This is a genomic window from Rhodococcus tibetensis (assembly GCF_024438035.1).
Lineage (GTDB): Bacteria > Actinomycetota > Actinomycetes > Mycobacteriales > Mycobacteriaceae > Rhodococcus_F > Rhodococcus_F tibetensis.
In genome coordinates this window covers 200,465-219,525 of sequence record NZ_JANFQF010000001.1, presented here as the reverse complement: position 1 = coordinate 219,525, position 19,061 = coordinate 200,465, and the positions used below count along the sequence as shown (strand labels likewise).

General features: G+C 64.7%; 17 protein-coding genes. 7 read left to right on the top strand and 10 right to left on the bottom strand.

Features of this window, described 5'->3' with window-relative positions; all coding sequences use genetic code 11:
• Nucleotides 1–2: 2 nt before the first annotated feature.
• The 6 genes from NOF53_RS01120 to NOF53_RS01095 all read right to left on the bottom strand — a co-directional run bounded on the left by NOF53_RS01120 (nucleotide 3) and on the right by NOF53_RS01095 (nucleotide 5,587).
• Nucleotides 3–1,019, bottom strand: a complete 1,017-nt coding sequence (locus NOF53_RS01120; RefSeq protein ID WP_255965129.1) for an MCE family protein — start codon at nucleotides 1,017–1,019, stop codon at nucleotides 3–5.
• A gap of 1 nt (nucleotide 1,020) precedes the next feature.
• Nucleotides 1,021–2,196: an MCE family protein gene (locus tag NOF53_RS01115; RefSeq protein ID WP_255965128.1), complete on the bottom strand. Its 1,176-nt coding sequence runs from the start codon at nucleotides 2,194–2,196 to the stop codon at nucleotides 1,021–1,023.
• A 12-nt stretch (nucleotides 2,197–2,208) separates the two neighbouring features.
• Nucleotides 2,209–3,060 carry an MlaE family ABC transporter permease gene (locus NOF53_RS01110; protein ID WP_255965127.1) on the bottom strand — a complete coding sequence of 284 codons (852 nt, stop codon included), beginning with the start codon at nucleotides 3,058–3,060 and terminating at the stop codon, nucleotides 2,209–2,211.
• A 24-nt stretch (nucleotides 3,061–3,084) separates the two neighbouring features.
• Nucleotides 3,085–3,849, bottom strand: a complete 765-nt coding sequence (locus NOF53_RS01105) for an MlaE family ABC transporter permease (protein WP_255965126.1) — start codon at nucleotides 3,847–3,849, stop codon at nucleotides 3,085–3,087.
• A gap of 524 nt (nucleotides 3,850–4,373) precedes the next feature.
• A complete protein-coding gene (locus NOF53_RS01100) occupies nucleotides 4,374–5,291 on the bottom strand; it encodes a 3-oxoacyl-ACP reductase (RefSeq protein WP_255965125.1) in 918 nt (305 codons plus the stop codon).
• A 104-nt stretch (nucleotides 5,292–5,395) separates the two neighbouring features.
• On the bottom strand, nucleotides 5,396–5,587 hold the full coding sequence (locus NOF53_RS01095) for a ferredoxin (protein WP_255965124.1): 192 nt from the start codon (nucleotides 5,585–5,587) through the stop codon (nucleotides 5,396–5,398).
• Nucleotides 5,588–5,834: 247 nt separating this feature from the next.
• Here NOF53_RS01095 and NOF53_RS01090 point away from each other — a divergent pair, with 247 nt between their 5' ends.
• Genes NOF53_RS01090 through NOF53_RS01080 form a run of 3 tightly spaced genes read left to right on the top strand, consistent with a single transcriptional unit; the run spans nucleotide 5,835 to nucleotide 9,745 of the window.
• Nucleotides 5,835–7,046: an acyl-CoA dehydrogenase family protein gene (locus tag NOF53_RS01090; RefSeq protein ID WP_255965123.1), complete on the top strand. Its 1,212-nt coding sequence runs from the start codon at nucleotides 5,835–5,837 to the stop codon at nucleotides 7,044–7,046.
• A gap of 9 nt (nucleotides 7,047–7,055) precedes the next feature.
• On the top strand, nucleotides 7,056–8,177 hold the full coding sequence (locus tag NOF53_RS01085) for an acyl-CoA dehydrogenase family protein (RefSeq protein WP_255965122.1): 1,122 nt from the start codon (nucleotides 7,056–7,058) through the stop codon (nucleotides 8,175–8,177).
• Entirely contained in the window at nucleotides 8,174–9,745 is a 1,572-nt protein-coding gene (locus tag NOF53_RS01080) for a long-chain-fatty-acid--CoA ligase (RefSeq protein WP_255965121.1), read from the top strand. Before NOF53_RS01085 ends, NOF53_RS01080 begins: the two co-directional genes overlap by 4 nt.
• A 42-nt stretch (nucleotides 9,746–9,787) precedes the next feature.
• Here NOF53_RS01080 and NOF53_RS01075 read toward each other — a convergent pair whose 3' ends face one another.
• Both NOF53_RS01075 and NOF53_RS01070 read right to left on the bottom strand, forming a co-directional pair.
• Nucleotides 9,788–10,903: an NAD(P)H-dependent flavin oxidoreductase gene (locus tag NOF53_RS01075; protein ID WP_255965120.1), complete on the bottom strand. Its 1,116-nt coding sequence runs from the start codon at nucleotides 10,901–10,903 to the stop codon at nucleotides 9,788–9,790.
• Nucleotides 10,903–12,579, bottom strand: coding sequence for an acyl-CoA synthetase (locus tag NOF53_RS01070; protein ID WP_255965119.1), 1,677 nt, complete (start codon nucleotides 12,577–12,579; stop codon nucleotides 10,903–10,905). The genes NOF53_RS01075 and NOF53_RS01070 overlap by 1 nt, the downstream gene beginning before the upstream one ends.
• A 79-nt stretch (nucleotides 12,580–12,658) precedes the next feature.
• On the opposite strand from NOF53_RS01070, the gene NOF53_RS01065 reads away from it, so the two are divergent.
• Nucleotides 12,659–13,513 (top strand): crotonase/enoyl-CoA hydratase family protein, encoded by an 855-nt coding sequence (locus tag NOF53_RS01065; protein ID WP_255965118.1) that lies wholly within the window; start codon nucleotides 12,659–12,661, stop codon nucleotides 13,511–13,513.
• Between the two features lie 85 nt (nucleotides 13,514–13,598).
• Here the strand turns inward: NOF53_RS01065 and NOF53_RS01060 are convergent, their stop codons facing one another.
• Together NOF53_RS01060 and NOF53_RS01055 are read right to left on the bottom strand one after the other, a co-directional pair.
• Nucleotides 13,599–14,546: a hypothetical protein gene (locus tag NOF53_RS01060; RefSeq protein WP_255965117.1), complete on the bottom strand. Its 948-nt coding sequence runs from the start codon at nucleotides 14,544–14,546 to the stop codon at nucleotides 13,599–13,601.
• Between the two features lie 150 nt (nucleotides 14,547–14,696).
• Entirely contained in the window at nucleotides 14,697–15,734 is a 1,038-nt protein-coding gene (locus tag NOF53_RS01055) for an LLM class F420-dependent oxidoreductase (protein WP_255965116.1), read from the bottom strand.
• 79 nt (nucleotides 15,735–15,813) lie between these two features.
• Between NOF53_RS01055 and NOF53_RS01050 the strand changes: the two genes are divergently transcribed.
• Genes NOF53_RS01050 through NOF53_RS01040 form a run of 3 tightly spaced genes read left to right on the top strand, consistent with a single transcriptional unit; the run spans nucleotide 15,814 to nucleotide 19,049 of the window.
• Entirely contained in the window at nucleotides 15,814–16,794 is a 981-nt protein-coding gene (locus NOF53_RS01050; protein ID WP_255965419.1) for a Zn-ribbon domain-containing OB-fold protein, read from the top strand.
• 12 nt (nucleotides 16,795–16,806) lie between these two features.
• The gene (locus NOF53_RS01045) at nucleotides 16,807–17,871 is read left to right on the top strand and encodes a thiolase family protein (RefSeq protein ID WP_255965115.1); all 1,065 of its coding nucleotides are present in this window, start codon (nucleotides 16,807–16,809) and stop codon (nucleotides 17,869–17,871) included.
• A complete protein-coding gene (locus tag NOF53_RS01040) occupies nucleotides 17,871–19,049 on the top strand; it encodes a thiolase family protein (protein ID WP_255965114.1) in 1,179 nt (392 codons plus the stop codon). Before NOF53_RS01045 ends, NOF53_RS01040 begins: the two co-directional genes overlap by 1 nt.
• The last annotated feature ends 12 nt before the right edge of the window (nucleotides 19,050–19,061 follow it).

Genomic DNA, 19,061 nt, shown 5'->3' with positions numbered 1-19,061 from the left:
GGCTACGGTGCACACCTCCCCGCTGTCTGTCCGCCTGGCATGTTGAGAAGCAGATCCGACCCCTCGGGGCCGGTGAACTTGAACTTGACTGTGCACACGTACATCTGGAAAAAGCTGCCGTACGTGCCGATCCGGATGAGGCGGCGATAGGCATCCGGAAGGTTCTGGAGCACCCAGTCCAGAGTCTCTTCTCCCATTTGCAGCTGCGTCGCAGTCCGGTTCGCCTCCGCGACGGTGCTCTGCAGCGGCGGACGGACCCCTTCGAGCAACTCCGCGAGGTCTCCTGTGCCGCCGGCGATCCTCGGGATGGCGTCACCGATCGGCTCACGATCCTGTGCGAGGCCGCTCACCAGTTGCTGCAATTGATCGAGGGTAGACCTGAACTGGTCACCGCGATTGTTGATGGTTCCGAGGACCTCGTTGAGGTTGGTGATGACCTCACCGATCAACTGGTCGCGATCTGCGAGTGTGTTGGTGAACGAACTGGTACTGCCCAGCAGCGACACGAGCGTGCCGCCCTGCCCCTGGAAGACCTGCACCAACGCCGCCGAGAGATCGTTGACCTGCTGGGGATTCAACGAACGCAGGAGCGGCTTGAACCCACCGAGCAAGAGGTCGAGGTCGAGTGCCGGCGAGGTCTGTTCCACCGGGATGGAGCCGCCCTCCGACAGCGGCTCCACCGAACCGGCGCCCTCGAGGAGTTCCATGTAGCGGTCACCGACGAGGTTCTCGTACCGGACCGTTGCCTTGGTTCCATCGAACAACGAGTACTTGGACTCCACGTCGAACTCCACGTCGGCGAGGTTGTCGTCGTCGATCTTCACGTTCTTGACCGCGCCCACCGGGACACCGGCGATGCGCACCTTGTCACCCGGCTTGAGGCCTGACACATCGACGAACGTCGCCGAGTAGTCCTTCGACGTGCTGAAACGGTACTGGCTGAACACCACTGCGAGGCCCACGAAGATGAGGGTCATCACCGTCGCGAAGATCACCAGCTTGACGGTTGTGCTTCTCACGTCACTGCCCACCCTGCTCCGGGTAGACACCGGCGAACAGGATCTGGAAGACCTTCGGCATATGTACCTGTACTTCGGTCGACGGCACGAACGGCACAGTACCCGTGTCTGCCACTAGGAACTTGGCGTGCACGTTCGGATCGGGATTCGGGAGGCCGGCGCAGTTGGGTCCTCCGGACGCGTTCACCTTCGGCAGATCCTCCGGGTAGCTGTACGGCTCCTGCCCGTACATGAAGCTGGCACTCAACGCGATTCCCGGCTGATTGCCGCCGATGAGCTGTTCGGCGAGTGGGATCACGTTGTTGAGACCGACGAGGAAGCAGGAGATCTCCGGCGAATACTCCGCGAGTAGATCCGTGGTGGGGAGCAGGAGGTCGAGGGTGTCCGTCAGACCCTGCTCGTTGTCGGTCAGCACCGTATTCGCCGTATCGGCCAATCCTGTGGCATTCAACAGCACTGCATCCAGATTGTCCTGCTCTTCGACCACCGTGCGGCTGGTCGCGGTCACGTTGTCGAGTGTTTGCAACAGTTCGGGGGCGGTGTCCGCGTAGACGTTCGTGACCACGGCGGCCTTCGCCAGATCCTCCTGCAACTGATCGAGACTGGGGTTCATCTTGGCGAGATAGCGGTCGCTCTGCTCGAGCAGTGCACCGAGTTCGTCGCCACGACCACGCAGCGCTGATGCGATGGCCCCGAGCGTCGCATTGAGCTTCTCGGGTTCGATCTGGTCGAGAACATCCGTCAGATGCTGGAAGACCGAGTTGAACTCGACGGTGACGTTGTCGGACGCGATGACAGCCCCCGCTTCGAGATGCGTGCCGGCGGGATGTTCCGGCATGACGAAGTTGACGTACTTGGCGCCGAATACGGTGGTGGACTTGATTTCCACCGCGGCGTTGGAGGGAATCAGCGACATCATGTCGGGATACATGTCGAGCTTCAACTCGGCACCGTCGGTGACGTGCTCGACGGAGCCGACTCGACCGACCTCGACGCCGAGAAGCTTCACCTTCGCGTCCGGCTCCATCACCAGGCCCGACCGGTCGGAGGTGACCGTGACCGGGGTCGATTCCTTGAAAGCGCCGTTGAACATGGCCAGGGAGAAGACGATGATCGCCAGCAGGCCCGCGACGAGAACGAGAGCCGCGAGTTTCTTCTTTCCACCCGAATCAGTCATCTACCGGCACTCCTATCCCGAAAGGTTGAAGTTGCCGGAGCCGCCGTAGATGGCGAGGGAGATGAGCAGGGTGACCGTGACCACCGCAATCAGCGACGACCGCACCGCGTTGCCCACGGCCACGCCGACGCCGACGGGACCACCCGACGCGGTGAAACCGTAGTAGGTGTGGATGAGCATGATGGCGATCGCCATGACGATTGCCTGAGCGAACGACCACAGGATGTCCGTCGGTATCAGGAACGTCGAGAAGTAGTGGTCGTACACGCCGGCGGACTGATCGTAGAGAACTACGGTGGCGAATCGGCTGGCGATGAACGACGCGATCACAGCAAGCGCGTAGAGCGGAACGATCGCGATCATTCCGGCCATCACTCGGGTGCTGACCAGGTACGGAATCGACGGGATCGCCATCGTTTCGAGGGCATCGATTTCCTCGGAGACGCGCATGGCACCGAGCTGGGCCGTCGAGCCTGCGCCGATCGTGGCGGCCAGGCCGATGCCCGCGATGACCGGGGCTGCGATACGGACGTTGATGAAGGCGGCGAAGAAGCCGGTGAGTGCTTCGACACCGATGTTGCCGAGCGAACTGTATCCCTGCACCGCGATGGTGCCACCGGTGAAGAGCGTCAGAAATCCGACGATCACGACTGTTCCACCGATCACCGCCAGCGCACCCGTGCCCATGCTGATCTCGGCGATGAGCCGGAGAGTTTCTTTCGGGTATCGCGTCACGGCGCGAGGGGCCCAGGCGATTGCGCGCGCAAAGAACAGCGCCTGCTCACCGAGGCGGTCGATCGAACGGTTCGCCGACGCGAATCGCCTGCGTGTGCCGGAAAAACGCCCGGTCGCTGCGAGAGCCATCTACTCCACCACCATGTCGATCGATCACCCTGCCGTCAGCTTGATACCGACGGCGGTGACGAGAACGTTGACCACGAACAGAGCCATGAACGAGAACACGACGGTCTGATTGACGGCGTCGCCGACACTCTTGGCGCCACCTTTCACATTGAGACCGAGGTAGGACGCGACAAGGCCGGCGATCATTCCGAACAGACCGGCTTTGACCTCCGAGATCACGAGCTCACCGAACCCCGTGAGCAAGGTGATGCCGTTGACGAACGCCCCCGGATTCACGTCTTGGATGTATACGGAGAAGATGAATCCTCCGAGAATGCCGATAGTGCAGACGAGGCCGTTCAGCAGGAGTGCCACGACGGTCGAGGCGAGCACGCGGGGTACGACCAGCCGATGAATCGGATTGATGCCGAGCACTCGCATCGCGTCTATCTCTTCGCGGATCGTGCGGGCCGAGAGATCTGCGCAGATCGCGGTGGCGCCCGCCCCGGCCACGATGAGCACGGTCACGATGGGACCCACCTGGGTCACCGTCCCGAGCGCCGCGCCCGCACCACTGAGATCCGCCGCACCTATCTCCCGAAGCAGGATGTTGATGGTGAAGCTCACCAGAACGGTGAACGGGATGGCGACCAGCACCGTGGGAACCATCGACACCCGGGCGACGAACCACGCCTGGTCCACGAATTCGCGACGCTGGAAGGGCCTCGAGAACACCGCCTTGAGCGTCTCGGCCGACATCGTGAAGAACCCACCGACCGCACGCAACGGCACCTCGAGGAGGTCTACCATTCGTCCTCCTCGTCCCTGATCGCGCCCAGCACCGACTGTTGGTTGAGCCCAGCCCCCAACGGTCTGTGACTCAGGTCATATTAACTAGAACGTGTTCACCTGTCAAAGACGACCGTTCATCAGCAAGAATCGTCCCACATCCAGTACGCCGGAAGGGCGAATTCGGCCGAAAAGAAAGCCTGTGCCGCATCGGCGTCGAGCACCGACGAGGTAGCCCTAATGGCCTATAGCACAGCGGTTTTCGTCTAACAGCTCGGGGTCCACGCAAGGTCCGAACGAAAGCGATCGGGTGGTTCTGCATGGACGCCGATCGCCACTCGCCGCAGCGGTGCCGAGACCCGGGATCGGCGCAAAACTAGAACACGATCTAGCTTCCGTTGGCATATTCTTACCCGCCCGGTGGCGCCGTCTCGATCTCACTCGGTCGCTCTGTATTTTCACCCAGTATCGCTCATGACGTGGGTATTACCTGGGAAAACGGACGGGTAACGCCAGATGTGTCGTCGATCGTGCCGTAAGCATTCTCAACCCAGCTCACGCAGGGCAGCCGAAGCAGAGAAGGTTGCAGCCGGGTCGCGTTCACCGAAGTAGGTGCCGAGTTCCTCAGCCAGGCTTTCGAGGGTCCACTGGGGGCCATTCGCGTCGAACCGCTGCTCGACGACCGGAGCCGCCATCAACGCGACCATCGGGCCGTACACAACGAAGACCTGGCCGTTGACCGCGTCGGCCGCGGGCGACGCAAGGTAGGTGACCAACGCCGCCACATGCTCCGGTGACAGCGGGTCGACCCCCTCGGACGGCCTCTCACCGAAGACGTTTTCCGTCATGGACGTGCGTGCACGGGGACAGATCGCGTTGGCCCGCACTCCGTAGCGGGACAGCCCGCGGGCCGCCGAAAGCGTCAAGGCCGTGATTCCCGCCTTGGCCGCTCCATAATTGGCCTGACCTTCCGGCCCGAGTAACCCTGCCTCCGAGGACGTATTGACGATTCGGCCGTATACGGGCGCGCCCGCCTCCTTTGATTTTCCTCGCCAATAGGAGGCGGCGGAACGGCACAGTAGAAAGTGACCGCGGAGATGGACCTTCAGTACCAGATCCCAGTCCTCGTCGGACATGTTGAACAACATGCGGTCCCGCGTGATCCCGGCATTGTTGACAAGGATGTCGAGGCCGCCGAACTGTCCCTGCGCCGCCTCCATGATCGCGTCGGCGGTGGACCGTTCGCCGATGTCACCGGCAACGAATTCGACCTTCGCGCCCAATCCGCGGATCTCTTCGAGCGTCTCTTCCACCGCATCGTTGGCCACCAGGTCGTTGACCACGACCGACGCACCCGCTCGGGCCAGGCCGATCGCCTCGAACTTTCCGAGCCCGGACCCGGCGCCGGTCACGACGCCCACCTTGCCGTCCAAGTTCACATCGCGGTCACCGACATCATTCATGAAGAGAATCTCCTGGTTGTCTGCATTCGCCGCAGGTTCACAACCCCGGCGCCGTGGTGGACGTCGCCACTGTAGAACGTGTTCTCATTTAACGGCAACAACGGTCAGGGATGTTCGGTGAGCGCCGCCCTCGGGCACTGTGCGATCGCCGTGCGCACGTCACCCTCCCGGTCAGCGGGGGGATGAGCGGTCGAAATGTGCAAGTTGTCGTCGTCGTCGAGGTCGAAGATGTCGGGGGCGATCCCTACGCACACACCATTGGCCTCGCAACGGTCGAAATCGACTCTGACCTCCATGGCAATCCTCACTTCTCCTCGTCCCGCCGCTCGTGGATCCGGGTTTCGCCGGACTGCGGCACATCCCGTTCCTGCGCTAACACTAGAACCTGTTCCAGTCGTGTGCAATGATTCGTTCCACGACTGCGAGCAGGCCCGCCGAGCGCGCTTCCCAGCCGGCTGGGCAGGCTCCCGCCAACGCACCGTAGGGACTGGAACGTGTGCCAGATTCGGCGAACTTTCCGGCTCGGACTGGAGAGGTATTTCGATGCACATCACCTACACGCCACAACAGCAGGAGCTGCGCGAAGAACTGCGCGCGTACTTCGCGCAGTTGATGACGCCGGAGCGGCGAGAGGCTCTCGCCGCCACCACCGGCGAGTACGGAGAGGGCAACGTCTACCGCGACGTCGTCGCCCAGATGGGCAGGGACGGCTGGTTGACGCTCGGCTGGCCGAAGGAATACGGCGGCCAGGAGCGCTCGGCGATGGAGCAGCTGATCTTCACCGACGAGGCAGCTATCGCAGGCGCCCCCGTCCCGTTCCTCACGATCAATTCCGTGGCCCCGACGATCATGCACTTCGGTACGCCCGAGCAGAAGTCGTTCTTCCTGCCGAGGATCTCCGCCGGTGACCTGCACTTCTCCATCGGGTACTCCGAGCCCGAGGCGGGGACGGACCTCGCCAGCCTGCGCACCACCGCCGTCAAGGACGGTGACGACTACGTGATCAACGGCCAGAAGATGTGGACAAGCCTGATCGCCTACGCCGACTACGTGTGGCTGGCCTGCCGGACCGACCCCGAGGCGAAGAAGCACAAGGGAATCAGCATGCTGATCGTGCCTACCACGGCTGAGGGTTTCTCGTACACCCCCGTGCACACCATGGCAGGTCCGGACACCAGCGCCACCTACTACCAGGACGTGCGAGTACCGTCCTCAGCGCTTGTCGGCCCCGAACACGGTGGGTGGGCGTTGATCACCAACCAGCTCAACCACGAGCGCGTCGCACTCACCTCGGCAGGACCGATCCTCACCGCACAGCGGGAAGTGCGGGAGTGGGCGCAGAACACCAAGTTGCCGGACGGCCGTCGCGTCATCGACCAGGAGTGGGTCCAGATCAACCTGGCCCGTGTCCATGCCAAGGCCGAGTACCTGAAGTTGATGAACTGGGAGATCGCCTCCTCGACCGGGGCGAGCGAAGCGACGGGGGATGATCCAGCGCACGCCCCCGGCCCGGAAGCGGCTTCGGCCAACAAGGTGTACGGAACCGAGTTCGCCACCGAGGCCTACCGCCTACTCATGGAAATCCTCGGCCCGTCGGCCACGCTCCGACAGAACTCCCCCGGCGTCCTGCTGCGCGGGCGCATCGAACGGATGCACCGCTCCTCACTCATCCTCACCTTCGGTGGCGGAACCAACGAGGTGCAGCGCGACATCATCGGCATGACAGCCCTCGGCCTGCCCCCTGCGAAGCGTTAGGACACGACCATGGACTTCACCCTCACCGAGGCACAACACGACCTGGCCGGTCTCACTCGTGGCATCGTCACGGATCTCGTCACGAACGAGCGCCTACGGGAACTCGACGCCGCCGAAGACCGCATCGATCACCGACTGTGGTCCACGCTCGGCTCGTCCGGCGTACTCGGCGCCGCCCTACCGGAATCAGTGGGCGGCGACGGTTTCGGAGTTCTCGAGCAGTGCAGCATCCTGATCGAGCTGGGCCGCGCCGTCGCACCCGTCCCCTACCTCTCGTCCATCGTCATGGCGGCCGACGCACTCGCCCGATACGGCGACGAACAACAGCGGTCCGAGTGGGCCGCGCCCGCGGCGGCCGGTTCGAGGATCCTCGCGGTTGCCCTCGACGAGGAGCTCAACGACGACCCGGGCTCGCCGGTCACCCGCGCAGAGCCCGCGACGGGTGGCTGGATCCTCGAGGGCACGAAGATCGTCGTCGACGCCGCGCCGTCGGCAGACCTGTTCCTGGTCCCGGCAGCCACTCCGGGCGGCGTGGCGGTCTTCCTCGTCCGCCCCGATGATGCCGGAGTGACCGTCACCCGGCAGCAGACTGTCGACTTCGCCAGCACCGGCGAGGTGGCGTTGCACGGAGTCCTCCTCGGCGACGATCGACTCCTCGGCACCGTCGAGCAGGGCGGCGAGATCGTCGATCGGCTCGTCGAACGCGGCTCCCTCGGTGCCTGCGCCTACCAGTACGGTGTGCTCGATCAAGCTCTGACACTCACCGCCGCCTATGCCCGGGAACGAGTGCAGTTCGGCAGGCCCATCGGCAGCTTCCAGGCCGTAGCGCAGCGACTCGCCGACGGGTACATCGACGTCAAGGGTGTCCGGCTCACTTTGTGGCAAGCAGCGTGGCGGCTCAACGAGGGCCTGCCCGGCGAGGGCGACGTCCAGACCGCCAAATTCTGGGCGTCCGACGCCGGTCACCGCGTGGCCCACACGGCCGTCCACATCCACGGCGGTGTCGGGCTCGACCAGGACCATCCCGTCCACCGGTACTTCCTCGCGGCAAAAGCTCTCGAGTTCCGGCTCGGTTCCGCTACCAGGCAGCTTCGGACCCTCGGCGCCGAACTCGCCACCGTCCCCGCATGACGGCAACACTCGTGCGGACGGTGTCGGACCTGCTTCGAGGTGTCGCCGACAGTGATTCCGAGGGCCTGTACTTCGAGGACCGTTTCCTGTCCTGGACCGACCACGTACAGGCGAGCCTGCAGCGCGCCGCGATTCTCGACGATCTCCTCGACCCCGGACGCCCTCGGCATTTCGGTGTGTTGATGGACAACGTGCCCGAGTTCTCACTCCTTGCGGGCGCAGCGGCGCTGTCCGGTACCGTTCTCGTCGGCCTCAACACCACCCGGCGCGGCGACGCGCTGGCCCGCGATGCGGCACTCGCCGACTGCCAGGTCATTTTCACCCAGAACGGCCGATCGGATCTGCTGGACGGAGTTCTACTCGAGGTCCCGGTGATCAACGTGGACTCCCCACAATGGACCGGCATGCTGTCGGCGGAGCGGCCCTCCTTCGAGCGGGCGACGCCTGAGCCCGACGATCTCTTCATGCTCATCTTCACGTCCGGGACCAGCGGCGACCCCAAGGCCGTGCGCTGCACCCACGCGAAGATCACCGGGCCCGGCCTGATGCTCGCCGAGCGGTTCTCGCTGTCCCCGGATGACGTCGTGTACATGTCGATGCCGATGTTCCACTCCAACGCCATGATGGCCGCGTGGTCCGTGGCGCTCGCGGCCCGTAGCTCGATTGCGCTGCGGCGCAGGTTCTCCGCGTCCAACTTCCTCCCGGACGTCAGGCGGTACGGAGTCACCTACGCCAACTATGTGGGAAAGCCGCTGTCGTACGTGCTGGCCACCCCGGAGAAGCCAGACGACGCCGACAACACGCTGCGAGTGATATACGGCAACGAAGGATCCGCTCCCGCGGTTGCCGCATTCTCCCGGCGTTTCGGCACCCAGGTGATCGACGGATTCGGATCCACCGAAGGCGGAGTGGCCATCTCCGCAACTCCCGGCTCACCCCCGGGATCGCTCGGGCGACTACCCGAAGGCATTGGCATCCTCGACCCGGAGTCGGGGCTGCCCTGCCCACCTGCCGAGTTCGATGCGTCCGGTCGCATCATCAACGCCGAGGTTGCCACGGGGGAACTCGTCAATGTCAACGGTCCCGGCGCCTTCGCCGGTTACTACGACAATCCTGAGGCCGACGCGGAGCGAATCCGGGACGGGAAGTATTGGAGCGGCGACCTGGCCTACCGCGATGCCGACGGCTTCGTGTACTTCGCCGGCCGCAGTTCGGGATGGCTGCGCGTAGACGGTGAGAACCTCGGCTCCGCGCCCATCGAACGAATTCTGCTGCGCTACGACGGGTTTGCGGAGGTGTCGGTGTACGCAGTACCCGATGCGGAGGTCGGCGACCGAGTGATGGCCGCAGTCGTGCCCACTCGGAAATTCGATCCCGCCGACTTCGCCGAGTTCCTCGATAACCAGACCGATCTCGGCCCGAAACAGCGCCCCACCTTGCTGCGGGTGTGCACGGAGTTCCCCCGCACTGCCACCTTCAAGGTGCTCACCCGCACGCTGAGCGCCGAACGATGGAACTGCGCGGATCCCGTCTGGGTCCGCGAAGGTGCCGGCTACGTCCCTCTGTGAGTGGCGAAGTACCCTGCCGCATACTTCGCCGTTCACCTGCGGCTATTTGTACGAATCGAGCCGGGACACTGCCGAGTCGAAGCCGGAGACGAGCTCCTCCATCACCTCGGACACCGGCCGGATCTCGTTCATCCGGCCGACGATCTGTCCCACGGGCATCGCGACGACGTCGGGATTCTCCGACGCCGCGATCCGCTGATGAGCGTCGCTGACCAAGAGGTTCTGCAACGGCATCGGCAGCGGGGCAGGCGCTTCCGGCTTCGACCACGCGTCGGTCCACTTGGTCTTCAGTAGGCGAGCGGGCTTACCCGAGTAGATCCGGGACCGTACCGTGTCGGCCGAGGTGGCACCGAGCAACGCCCGCTGGATGGCTGACGGCCCGTCGGACGAGGCACCGCCGAGCTTGTACTCCGAAGTCGTGAGCCAGTACGAACCCATCCACACACCGGACGCCCCGAGCGACAAGGCGGCCGCCACCTGACGGCCACTGCCGATTCCGCCGGCAGCCAGCACCGCAGCGGAATCGCCTACCGCATCCACGATTTCGGGAACCAGAACCATCGACGCGATCTCACCGGTGTGCCCGCCCGCTTCATAACCCTGAGCGATCACGATGTCGACGCCGTTCGCGACGTGCCTGCGCGCATGCTCTACCGCTCCGGCGAGGGCCGCCACCGGCACGCCCTTGGCGTGGGCCTGATCGATGACATCCTTGGGCGGTGAGCCGAGGGCGTTGGCGATCAGGGCGATACGGTGATTGAGTGCGACATCGACATGCGAGCGGGCCACCGAGTGAAGCCAGCCGAGCACTCCCGTCGCATGCTCGGTACCGGTGTCCAGCGGCGGCACACCCAGCTCGGAGAGGGTGCGATCGACGAAGGCGCGGTGCTCCTCCGGAATGAGCGACTCCAGGTCTACCGACGTACCCTCCGTCGGGATCTTGGCAGGCATCACGATGTCGACGCCGTACGGTTTGCCGTCGGTGTTGTCGTCCATCCAGCTCAGGACGGCCTCGAGTTCTTCGGGATCGTTGAACCGGACGCAGCCGAGGACGCCCAGGCCACCGGCCCGGGAAATCGCCGCCGCCACATGCTCGGACGGTGTGAATCCGAAAACTGGATACTCGATGCCGAACTTCTCACTCAAACCTGTGTGCATTACGCGCCTTTGCTCGTCACGGTGTTGCTCTGGGGCGAACCGTTGCCGTTGTGGTCATCGGCCGGTCGGGACTCCGTTTGTTCCTTGGCCCAGCGGTAGTCGGGCTTACCCGCAGGCGAACGTTTGATCTCGTCCACGAACCACAGGCTGCGCGGCACCTTGTATCCGGCAATTTCGTTGCGCGCGGCCAGGGCAATCTCGTGCAGGCTGGGACGCGCCCCGCCGCGCGTCTGGACGACGGCAGCGACGCGCTGGCCGAATCGCTCGTCGGGTACACCGACCACCAGGGCGTCGAACACGTCCGGATGCGACTTCAGCGCGCCTTCCACCTCTTCGGGGAAGATCTTCTCGCCGCCGCTGTTGATACACACCGAACCACGTCCGAGCATCGTGACCGTGCCGTCCACCTCCACCTGCGCGAAGTCGCCCGGGATCGAGTAGCGGACGCCGTGAAATTCCCTGAACGTCGCCTTTGTCTTCGCTTCGTCCTTGTAGTAACCGATCGGAATATGTCCTTTGCGCGCGAGGATGCCGACCTTGCCCGAGCCGGGCTCCACCGGGTTTCCGTCGTCGTCGATGACCGAGGTGGAGGCGTCGATCTTCACCGTAGGTCCGCCGCCGTGGGACTTGCCCTTCTCCACCACACTCAATCCGCCGAACCCGGTTTCGGACGAGCCGATCGAATCGGTGATCATCCGGTTGGGCAGGAGTTCCAGAAACTTTTCCTTGATGCTCGGCGAGAACAGCGCGGCCGAACTGGCCATCAGAAACAGCGACGACAGGTCGTACGGCTCACCGGTGGCCGGGTTGCCCTCGATCAGTGCGTCGAGCATCGGTCGCGCCATCGCGTCACCGGTGATGAAGACGAGATTGACCTTGTGCTGATCGACGATGCGCCACACGTCGTGGCCGTCGAACTCCGGATGCATGACGCACTTGCCGCCACCGAACAGGCTTTGGAAGGTGGCCCACTGGCTGCCGCCGTGAATCATCGGCGGAACCGGGAAGCGGGTCATGCCGGCGGTCTCGGCGCCCTGCTTGGCAAGATCCCACTCGTCCTCGACGTACTCACCGGTCATGAAGTTGATGCCGCCGCCGAGCACTCGCCAGACATCCTCCTGCCGCCACATGACGCCCTTCGGCTTACCCGTGGTGCCGCCTGTGTAGAGCATGTAGATGTCGTCGTTGCTGCGCTCCTCGAAGTCGCGCTCGGGGGAACCCTGCGCCAACGCCGTCTCGAATTCGACGCCGCCGTACGACGAGTAGTCGAGATCTGTCCCGTCCTCGACGACCACGACGGTCTTCACGAGAGGCGTCCGGGGCAGCACTGCGACCACCTTGTCGGAGTACCGACGCTCGTGAACGAGGGCAACCATGTCCGAATTCTCGAAGATATATTGCAACTCGTTCTCGACATACCGATAGTTGACGTTCACCATCACGGCACGGATCTTGAAGACCGCCACCATGGCCTCGATGGCCTCGATGGTGTTGCGGCAGTAGATGCCCACCTTGTCGCCGGGCTGGACACCCTGTTCGCGCAGGTAGTGGCCGAGGCGATTGGCCCTTTCCTCCATCTGCGCGTACGTCACTTCCCGGTCGTCGGACACCAACGCGACGCGGTCCGGAACGAGATCGATTGCGTGCTCTACGAGGTCTGCGATATTAAGGGCCACGTCAACAAAGTAGAACGTGTTACCGTTTCTGGCAAGACCCAATTTGAGAGCCAGCTCACACACCCTTCGGGAGACTTCAGTGTCCTCTACAACGACCGAGAAATCCGACATTTCGGCACAGTCGCCGCACTGCCTCGTCGAGAAGCGCGGGCACGTCCTGATCGTCACGATGAACCGTCCCGAGGCGAAGAATGCGCTGTCCGGCGAGATGATGGCGATCATGCGCGATGCGTGGGATCAGGTCGACTCCGACCCGGACATCCGGGTCGCCATCCTCACCGGCGCCGGCGGAGCCTTCTGCGCGGGCGCCGACCTCAAGGCCATGACGTCGCAGCACCCCGGCGACTCGTTCTCCGGCGCGGGCGAGGGGAGCGAGGGGAAGAAGTCATCGCGCTGGGACCTGTCGAAGATCGAGGCGCTCCTCAAGGGGCGTCGCCTCACCAAGCCGCTCATCGCCGCAGTCGAGGGGCCGGCCATCGCCGGCGGCACCGAGATCCTGCAGGGCACCGATATCCGCGTCGCCGGAGAGAGCGCCAAATTCGGTGTCTCCGAGGCCAAGTGGGGGCTCTTCCCCCTCGGCGGCTCCGCCGTGCGCCTCGTCCGGCAGATTCCGTACACCATCGCAGCCGACATCCTGCTGACCGGACGTCACATCAGAGCCGCCGAAGCCAAGGAGATCGGTCTCATCGGACACGTCGTTCCCGACGGACAAGCCCTCGACAAGGCGCTCGAACTCGCCGACCTCATCTCCGCCAACGGCCCCCTCGCCGTCCGGGCGATCCTCAAAACCATCCGCGACACCGAAGGCATGCACGAAGAAGAGGCATTCCAGATCGACGCCGCACTCGGCACCGAAGTCTTCAACAGCGCCGACGCGAAGGAAGGCCCCCGCGCCTTCTCCGAGAAGCGGGCGCCGAAGTTCACGGGCGTCTGACCGCGCGGTTTCCCTCTCTCCTTCCGGACGAACGGGACGCTCGTTGCGTCAGATCGAACGAGCGTCCCGTTCGTCCAGCAGGTGGCTAGGGCAACATCCGAACATTCGGCCTCGGACGCGACGCGGCGAGCTCGAAGTGAGCCCGCAGGTCCGCGATCACCCGCTCCGGGTGGTCGCGAACAGCGCTCGGCAGTGTCGGCAGCACGATGATGCCGGCGTTCTGCATTCGCGTCCGACGCTCCACTGTGTGCTTGTACTGCGAAGGAGCGAGGTGCCAGTCGAGCGAGTCGATGTCCCAGGCGAACGCGACCTCGTCGATCCACCCGTCCGGCATCGCGATGAACCGTCCGTCCGTACCGACGATCTTCCTGTTGAACACCATCTCGGGAAGCCCGCTGCGCAGCCACAGCCGACGCGCATGAGCCTCGGAGACGGAGTGCACGTTGGCCGTCATTTCCCGCAGGACGATCCGCGGGATCGCCGATCCGCGACCACTGCCCGCCTCGAGTTCGACGACGAGTTCTTCCGCCGTGACCGCTCCGCGCTGGACGACTTCCGCGATCGTCGCCCGCGCCGCGTCGACGGTCGTGCACCTGCGCGCCGCGTCGAGCAGTGCCCTCGGCAACGGAGCGCAGGCGATATCTCCGCGCACGTCGGGCTCGGGCATGCGTGATGTGCGTTCGACCTTGACGAACCCCGTGGACTGCACACGACGATCGGCCGCGACGAGAACGTCCACGTCACCGGAGTAGCTCCCGAAACCGTGACACCGCAGGGCCGAACGTCCTGTGACGAGCGAGTTGCGACCGCAGAACAGACGAGCTGCGAGCACCCGGTGCTGGAATGACGGCTGCCCGTTCCGAAGTAGCACGATTCCCGGCAGAAGCCGCTGCCACGGTCCACCGGACCGGCATCGCGCAGAGATCGTCGAACGAGCCAGACCGATACGTTCCAGCTCCGACGTCCGGACGACGCCGGCCACTCCCACCTGATCGAGCAACTCCGGCCGCTGTCCCCAAATCCCCCGTCGCATCAGCACATGCTGCCAGCGGGCGGCCCCTCACGACAGGCCGATTTTGCGCGCCTGTGGATAACTCGCCTTCCCACCTCGGACGAACGGGACGCTCGTTCGATCTGTCGCAACGAGCGTCCCGTTCGTCCGGAAAGGGAACGGGAGGGGAGGTCAGCCGAGGACCGCGGAGGCGAGCTGCCGCACGTGCGCGGGGTCGCGGCAGGAGACGAGGAGTGTGGTGACTCCGACGTCGGCCCATCGTTTGACGTCGGCCCGGACTTCGTCGACGTTGCCGATGATCATGGTTTCGGTGACCATGTCGTCGGGGACGACGGCGGCGGCGTCGTCTTTGCGGCCGGCGCGGAAGAGCCGGCCGATTTCCTCGACTTGCTCGCCGTACCCCATGCGGGTGTACACCTGGGCGTGGAAGTTCAGTTCGGGTGCGCCCATGCCGCCGACGTAGAGAGCTGTCATCGGCTTGAGCCGGGCGATGGCCGCCGCCCGGTCGTCGGTGATGATCACCTGGCAGGTGGCGGCTACTTCGAAGTCTTCACGGGTACGACGGGCTCCGTCCCGCGCGAAGCCCTCGTCGAGCCATTCGTTGTACATGGGGGCGAGTCGGGGTGAGTAGTAGATCGCGAGCCAGCCGTCGGCGATTTCGGCTGTGAGTGCCACGTTCTTGGGCCCTTCGGCGCCGAGCCAGATCGGGATGTCCGCCCGAAGTGGGTGCGTGATCGGTTTGAGGGGTTTACCCAGACCGGTACTGCCTGGCCCGGTGTACGGCAGCGGGTAATGCGGCCCGGCGCTGGTCACGGGCTCTCGGCGGTCGAGCACCTGGCGCACGATCGACACGTATTCGCGCGTACGGGCCAGCGGCTTCTGGAAGGGTTGGCCGTACCACCCCTCGACCACCTGCGGCCCCGATACCCCGAGCCCGAGTACGGCCCGACCGCCGCTGAGGTGATCGAGGGTGAGTGCGTGCATCGCGCAACTCGTCGGAGTGCGCGCTGAAATCTGCACGACAGACGTGCCGAGGCGGACGCGTTCGGTGCGCGAGCCCCACCACGCGAGGGGGGTGAACGCGTCGGATCCCCACGATTCTGCGGCGAAGACGGCGTCGAATCCTTCGGTTTCGGCGGCGGCGATCAACTCCGGGGCGTTCGCCGGCGGCCCTGCGCCCCAGTATCCGAGTTGCAACCCGAGCTTCATCGTGTGCCTCCGCATCGACCGTCGTCAGAAGTGGCCCTTGCCACAAACACTAGAACCTGTTCTACTCGAAGTTGTGACCATGGGAAAGAGCGCGGTGGCCGAAAAGTTCTCGAACACTCCATTGAGCGCCCCGCTGAAACTCAAATTCGACTACACCCGGTCGGTGGGTCCGACCATCGGAGCCTTCGTCACCGCGCTGCGCGACCGCAAGGTCATCGGCGCGCGCGGATCGGACGGACGGATCTACGTACCGCCACCCGAATTCGACCCCCACACGGCGGAACCGCTCACCGACTTCGTCGGCGTGTCCGACGCCGGAACCGTGATGAGCTGGACGTGGATGCCGGATCCTATTGCCGGACAACCGCTCACCGAACCTTTCGCGTGGGCGCTGATCAAGTTGGACGGTGCCGACACCACCTTGGTGCATGCGGTGGACGTGCCTTCCGTCTCCGCGATGAGCACAGGAATGCGGGTGCGGGCACGGTGGGCGGAGGACCGCGTCGGGCACATCCAGGACATCGTGTGCTTCGAACCGGGTGAGTCGACCGGAGACACAGCTGTGTCCGGGAACTCGGAACCCGTCACGATGGTGACGACGCCGATCGACCTCGACTACATGCATTCCGCCTCCGCCGAGGAGAGCTACTACCTCCGAGGGTTGAAGGAGGGCAAGCTGATCGGTGGCCGCACCGGAGCGGACGGCAAGGTGTACATTCCGCCCCGCAGTGCCAATCCCACCGACGGCATTCCGACGAAGGAACAGGTCGAGTTGCCGGACCGGGGCATCGTCACCACCTTCTGCATCGTCAACGTCCCGTTCCTCGGTCAACGCATCAAGCCGCCGTACGTCGCGGCGTACGTGCTACTCGATGGCGCCGACATCGCGTTCCTGCACCTCATTCTCGAGTGTGACGCCGCCGACGTCCGGATGGGCATGCGCGTAGAGGCCAAGTGGAAACCACGCGAAGAGTGGGGTTACACCCTCGAGAACATCGAATACTTCAGGCCGACGGGTGAGCCCGACGCCGATTACGACACCTTCAAACACCACCTGTAAGGGCGCGGCACAATGACAGATATCGCAGTCGTCGGGTTCGCGCACGCACCACACGTGCGTCAGACCTCCGGCACCACCAACGGCGTCGAAATGCTGGTTCCCTGTTTCCGGCAGCTGTACGACCAGCTCGGGATCACGAAGTCGGACATCGGGTTCTGGTGCTCCGGTTCGTCCGACTATCTGGCGGGTCGCGCGTTCTCGTTCATCTCCGCGGTCGACTCGATCGGGGCGGTGCCGCCGATCAACGAATCCCACGTCGAGATGGATGCGGCGTGGGCATTCTATGAGGCCTGGGTCAAGATCATGACCGGTGAGGTCGATACCGCGCTGGTCTACGGGTTCGGCAAGTCCTCTGCGGGCAATCTTCGCAAGGTCCTGTCGATGCAACTCGACCCCTATCTGGTGACACCCCTCGCCCTCGACTCCGTGTCGATCGCGGGCCTGCAGGCTCGCCTCGGCCTCGATGCCGGAAAGTGGACGACCGAGGAGATGGCGGCAGTGGCGGCCCGCAGCCGAGCTGCAGCCGAGAGCAACCCGAACACCCAGCTGTCCGGGCACGTGGACATCGAGGCGTTGCTGGCGTCTCCGTTCATCGCCGATCCCCTGCGCGCCCACGACTGCGCACCGATCACGGACGGGGCTGCCGCGGTGGTACTGGCAGCCGGCGACCGTGCCCGTGAGCTCTGTGAGCGTCCGGCGTGGATCACCGGGATCGAGCACCGGATCGACTCCCCGAACTTCGGTGCCCGCGACCTCACGGTGTCGCCCTCCACGACGTCGGCTGCCCGGGCCGCCACCGGGGGCGATGCCGGCGGAATCGACGTCGCGGAACTGCACGGCCCGTTCACCCATCAGGAGCTGATCCTGCGCGAGGCCATCGGACTGTCCGATTCGACGACGATCAACCCCTCGGGCGGTCCGCTCAGCGGGAACCCGATGTTCGCGGCGGGCCTGGAACGCATAGGTTACGCAGCCAAGGCCATCATGGACGGCAACGCCGGGCGCACCCTGGCGCACGCCACGAGCGGTGCTGTGCTGCAACAGAATCTGGTCGCAGTCTTGGAGGGACGCAACTGATGGCGAATCAACTAGCCGCTGTGCTCGGCACCGGCCAGACCCACTATGTGGCGAAGCGGCACGATGTGTCGATGGCAGGCCTGGTCCGCGAGGCCATCGACCGTGCCATGGAAGACGCACGCGTGGGTTGGGACGACATCGACGCCGTCGTGATCGGCAAGGCACCCGACCTGTTCGAAGGTTCGATGATGCCGGAACTGGCGATGTCGGATGCCCTGGGCGCCAATGGCAAACCGCTTCTGCGCGTGCACACGGCGGGGTCGGTCGGCGGATCGACGGCTGTCGTCGCGTCGAGTCTCGTGAAGGCGGGTGTGCACAAGCTGGTGTTGACGGTGGCCTGGGAGAAGCAGTCCGAGTCGAATGCCATGTGGGCGCTGTCCACCCCCATCCCTTTCAACATGCCGGTCGGTGCCGGAGCGGGAGGGTATTTCGCTCCGCACGTCCGGTCGTATATCCGACGGTCGGGAGCGCCCGAGCACATCGGCGCGATGGTGGCGGTGAAAGACCGCCTCAACGGCAGCCTCAACCCCTACGCTCATTTGAAGCAACCCGACATCACCCTGGAGTCCGTGCAGGCTTCCCAGATGTTGTGGGACCCGATCCGATACGACGAGACCTGCCCGTCTTCGGATGGCGCCTGCGCCATGGTGATCGGTAACGAGGAAGCTGCGGAGCGGGAGACGGCAGAAGGTCGCGAGGTCGCGTGGATTCACGCCACGGCCATGCGCACCGAACCGACCACCTTTTCCGGGCGCGATCAGGTGAACCCGCAGGCGGGCAGGGATGCCGCTGCTGCCCTGTGGAAGGCCGCCGGAATCAAGGACCCTCTCGACGAGATCGATGTCGCCGAAATCTACGTCCCTTTCTCCTGGTTCGAACCGATGTGGCTCGAAAACCTGGGTTTCGTGTCCGAGGGTGAGGGTTGGAAGCTCACCGAGGCGGGCGAGACGGCCATCGGAGGGCGCCTCCCGCTCAATGCGTCCGGTGGGGTCCTGTCGTCCAACCCCATCGGCGCGTCGGGAATGATCCGGTTCGCCGAGTCGGCCATGCAGGTGATGCACCGTGCCGGCGATCACCAGGTTCAGGACGCGCGCAAGGCGCTGGGCCACGCCTACGGTGGCGGCTCGCAATACTTCTCGATGTGGGTGGTCGGATCCGACCGGCCGGACAACCAGTAGCGGGAGCACCAT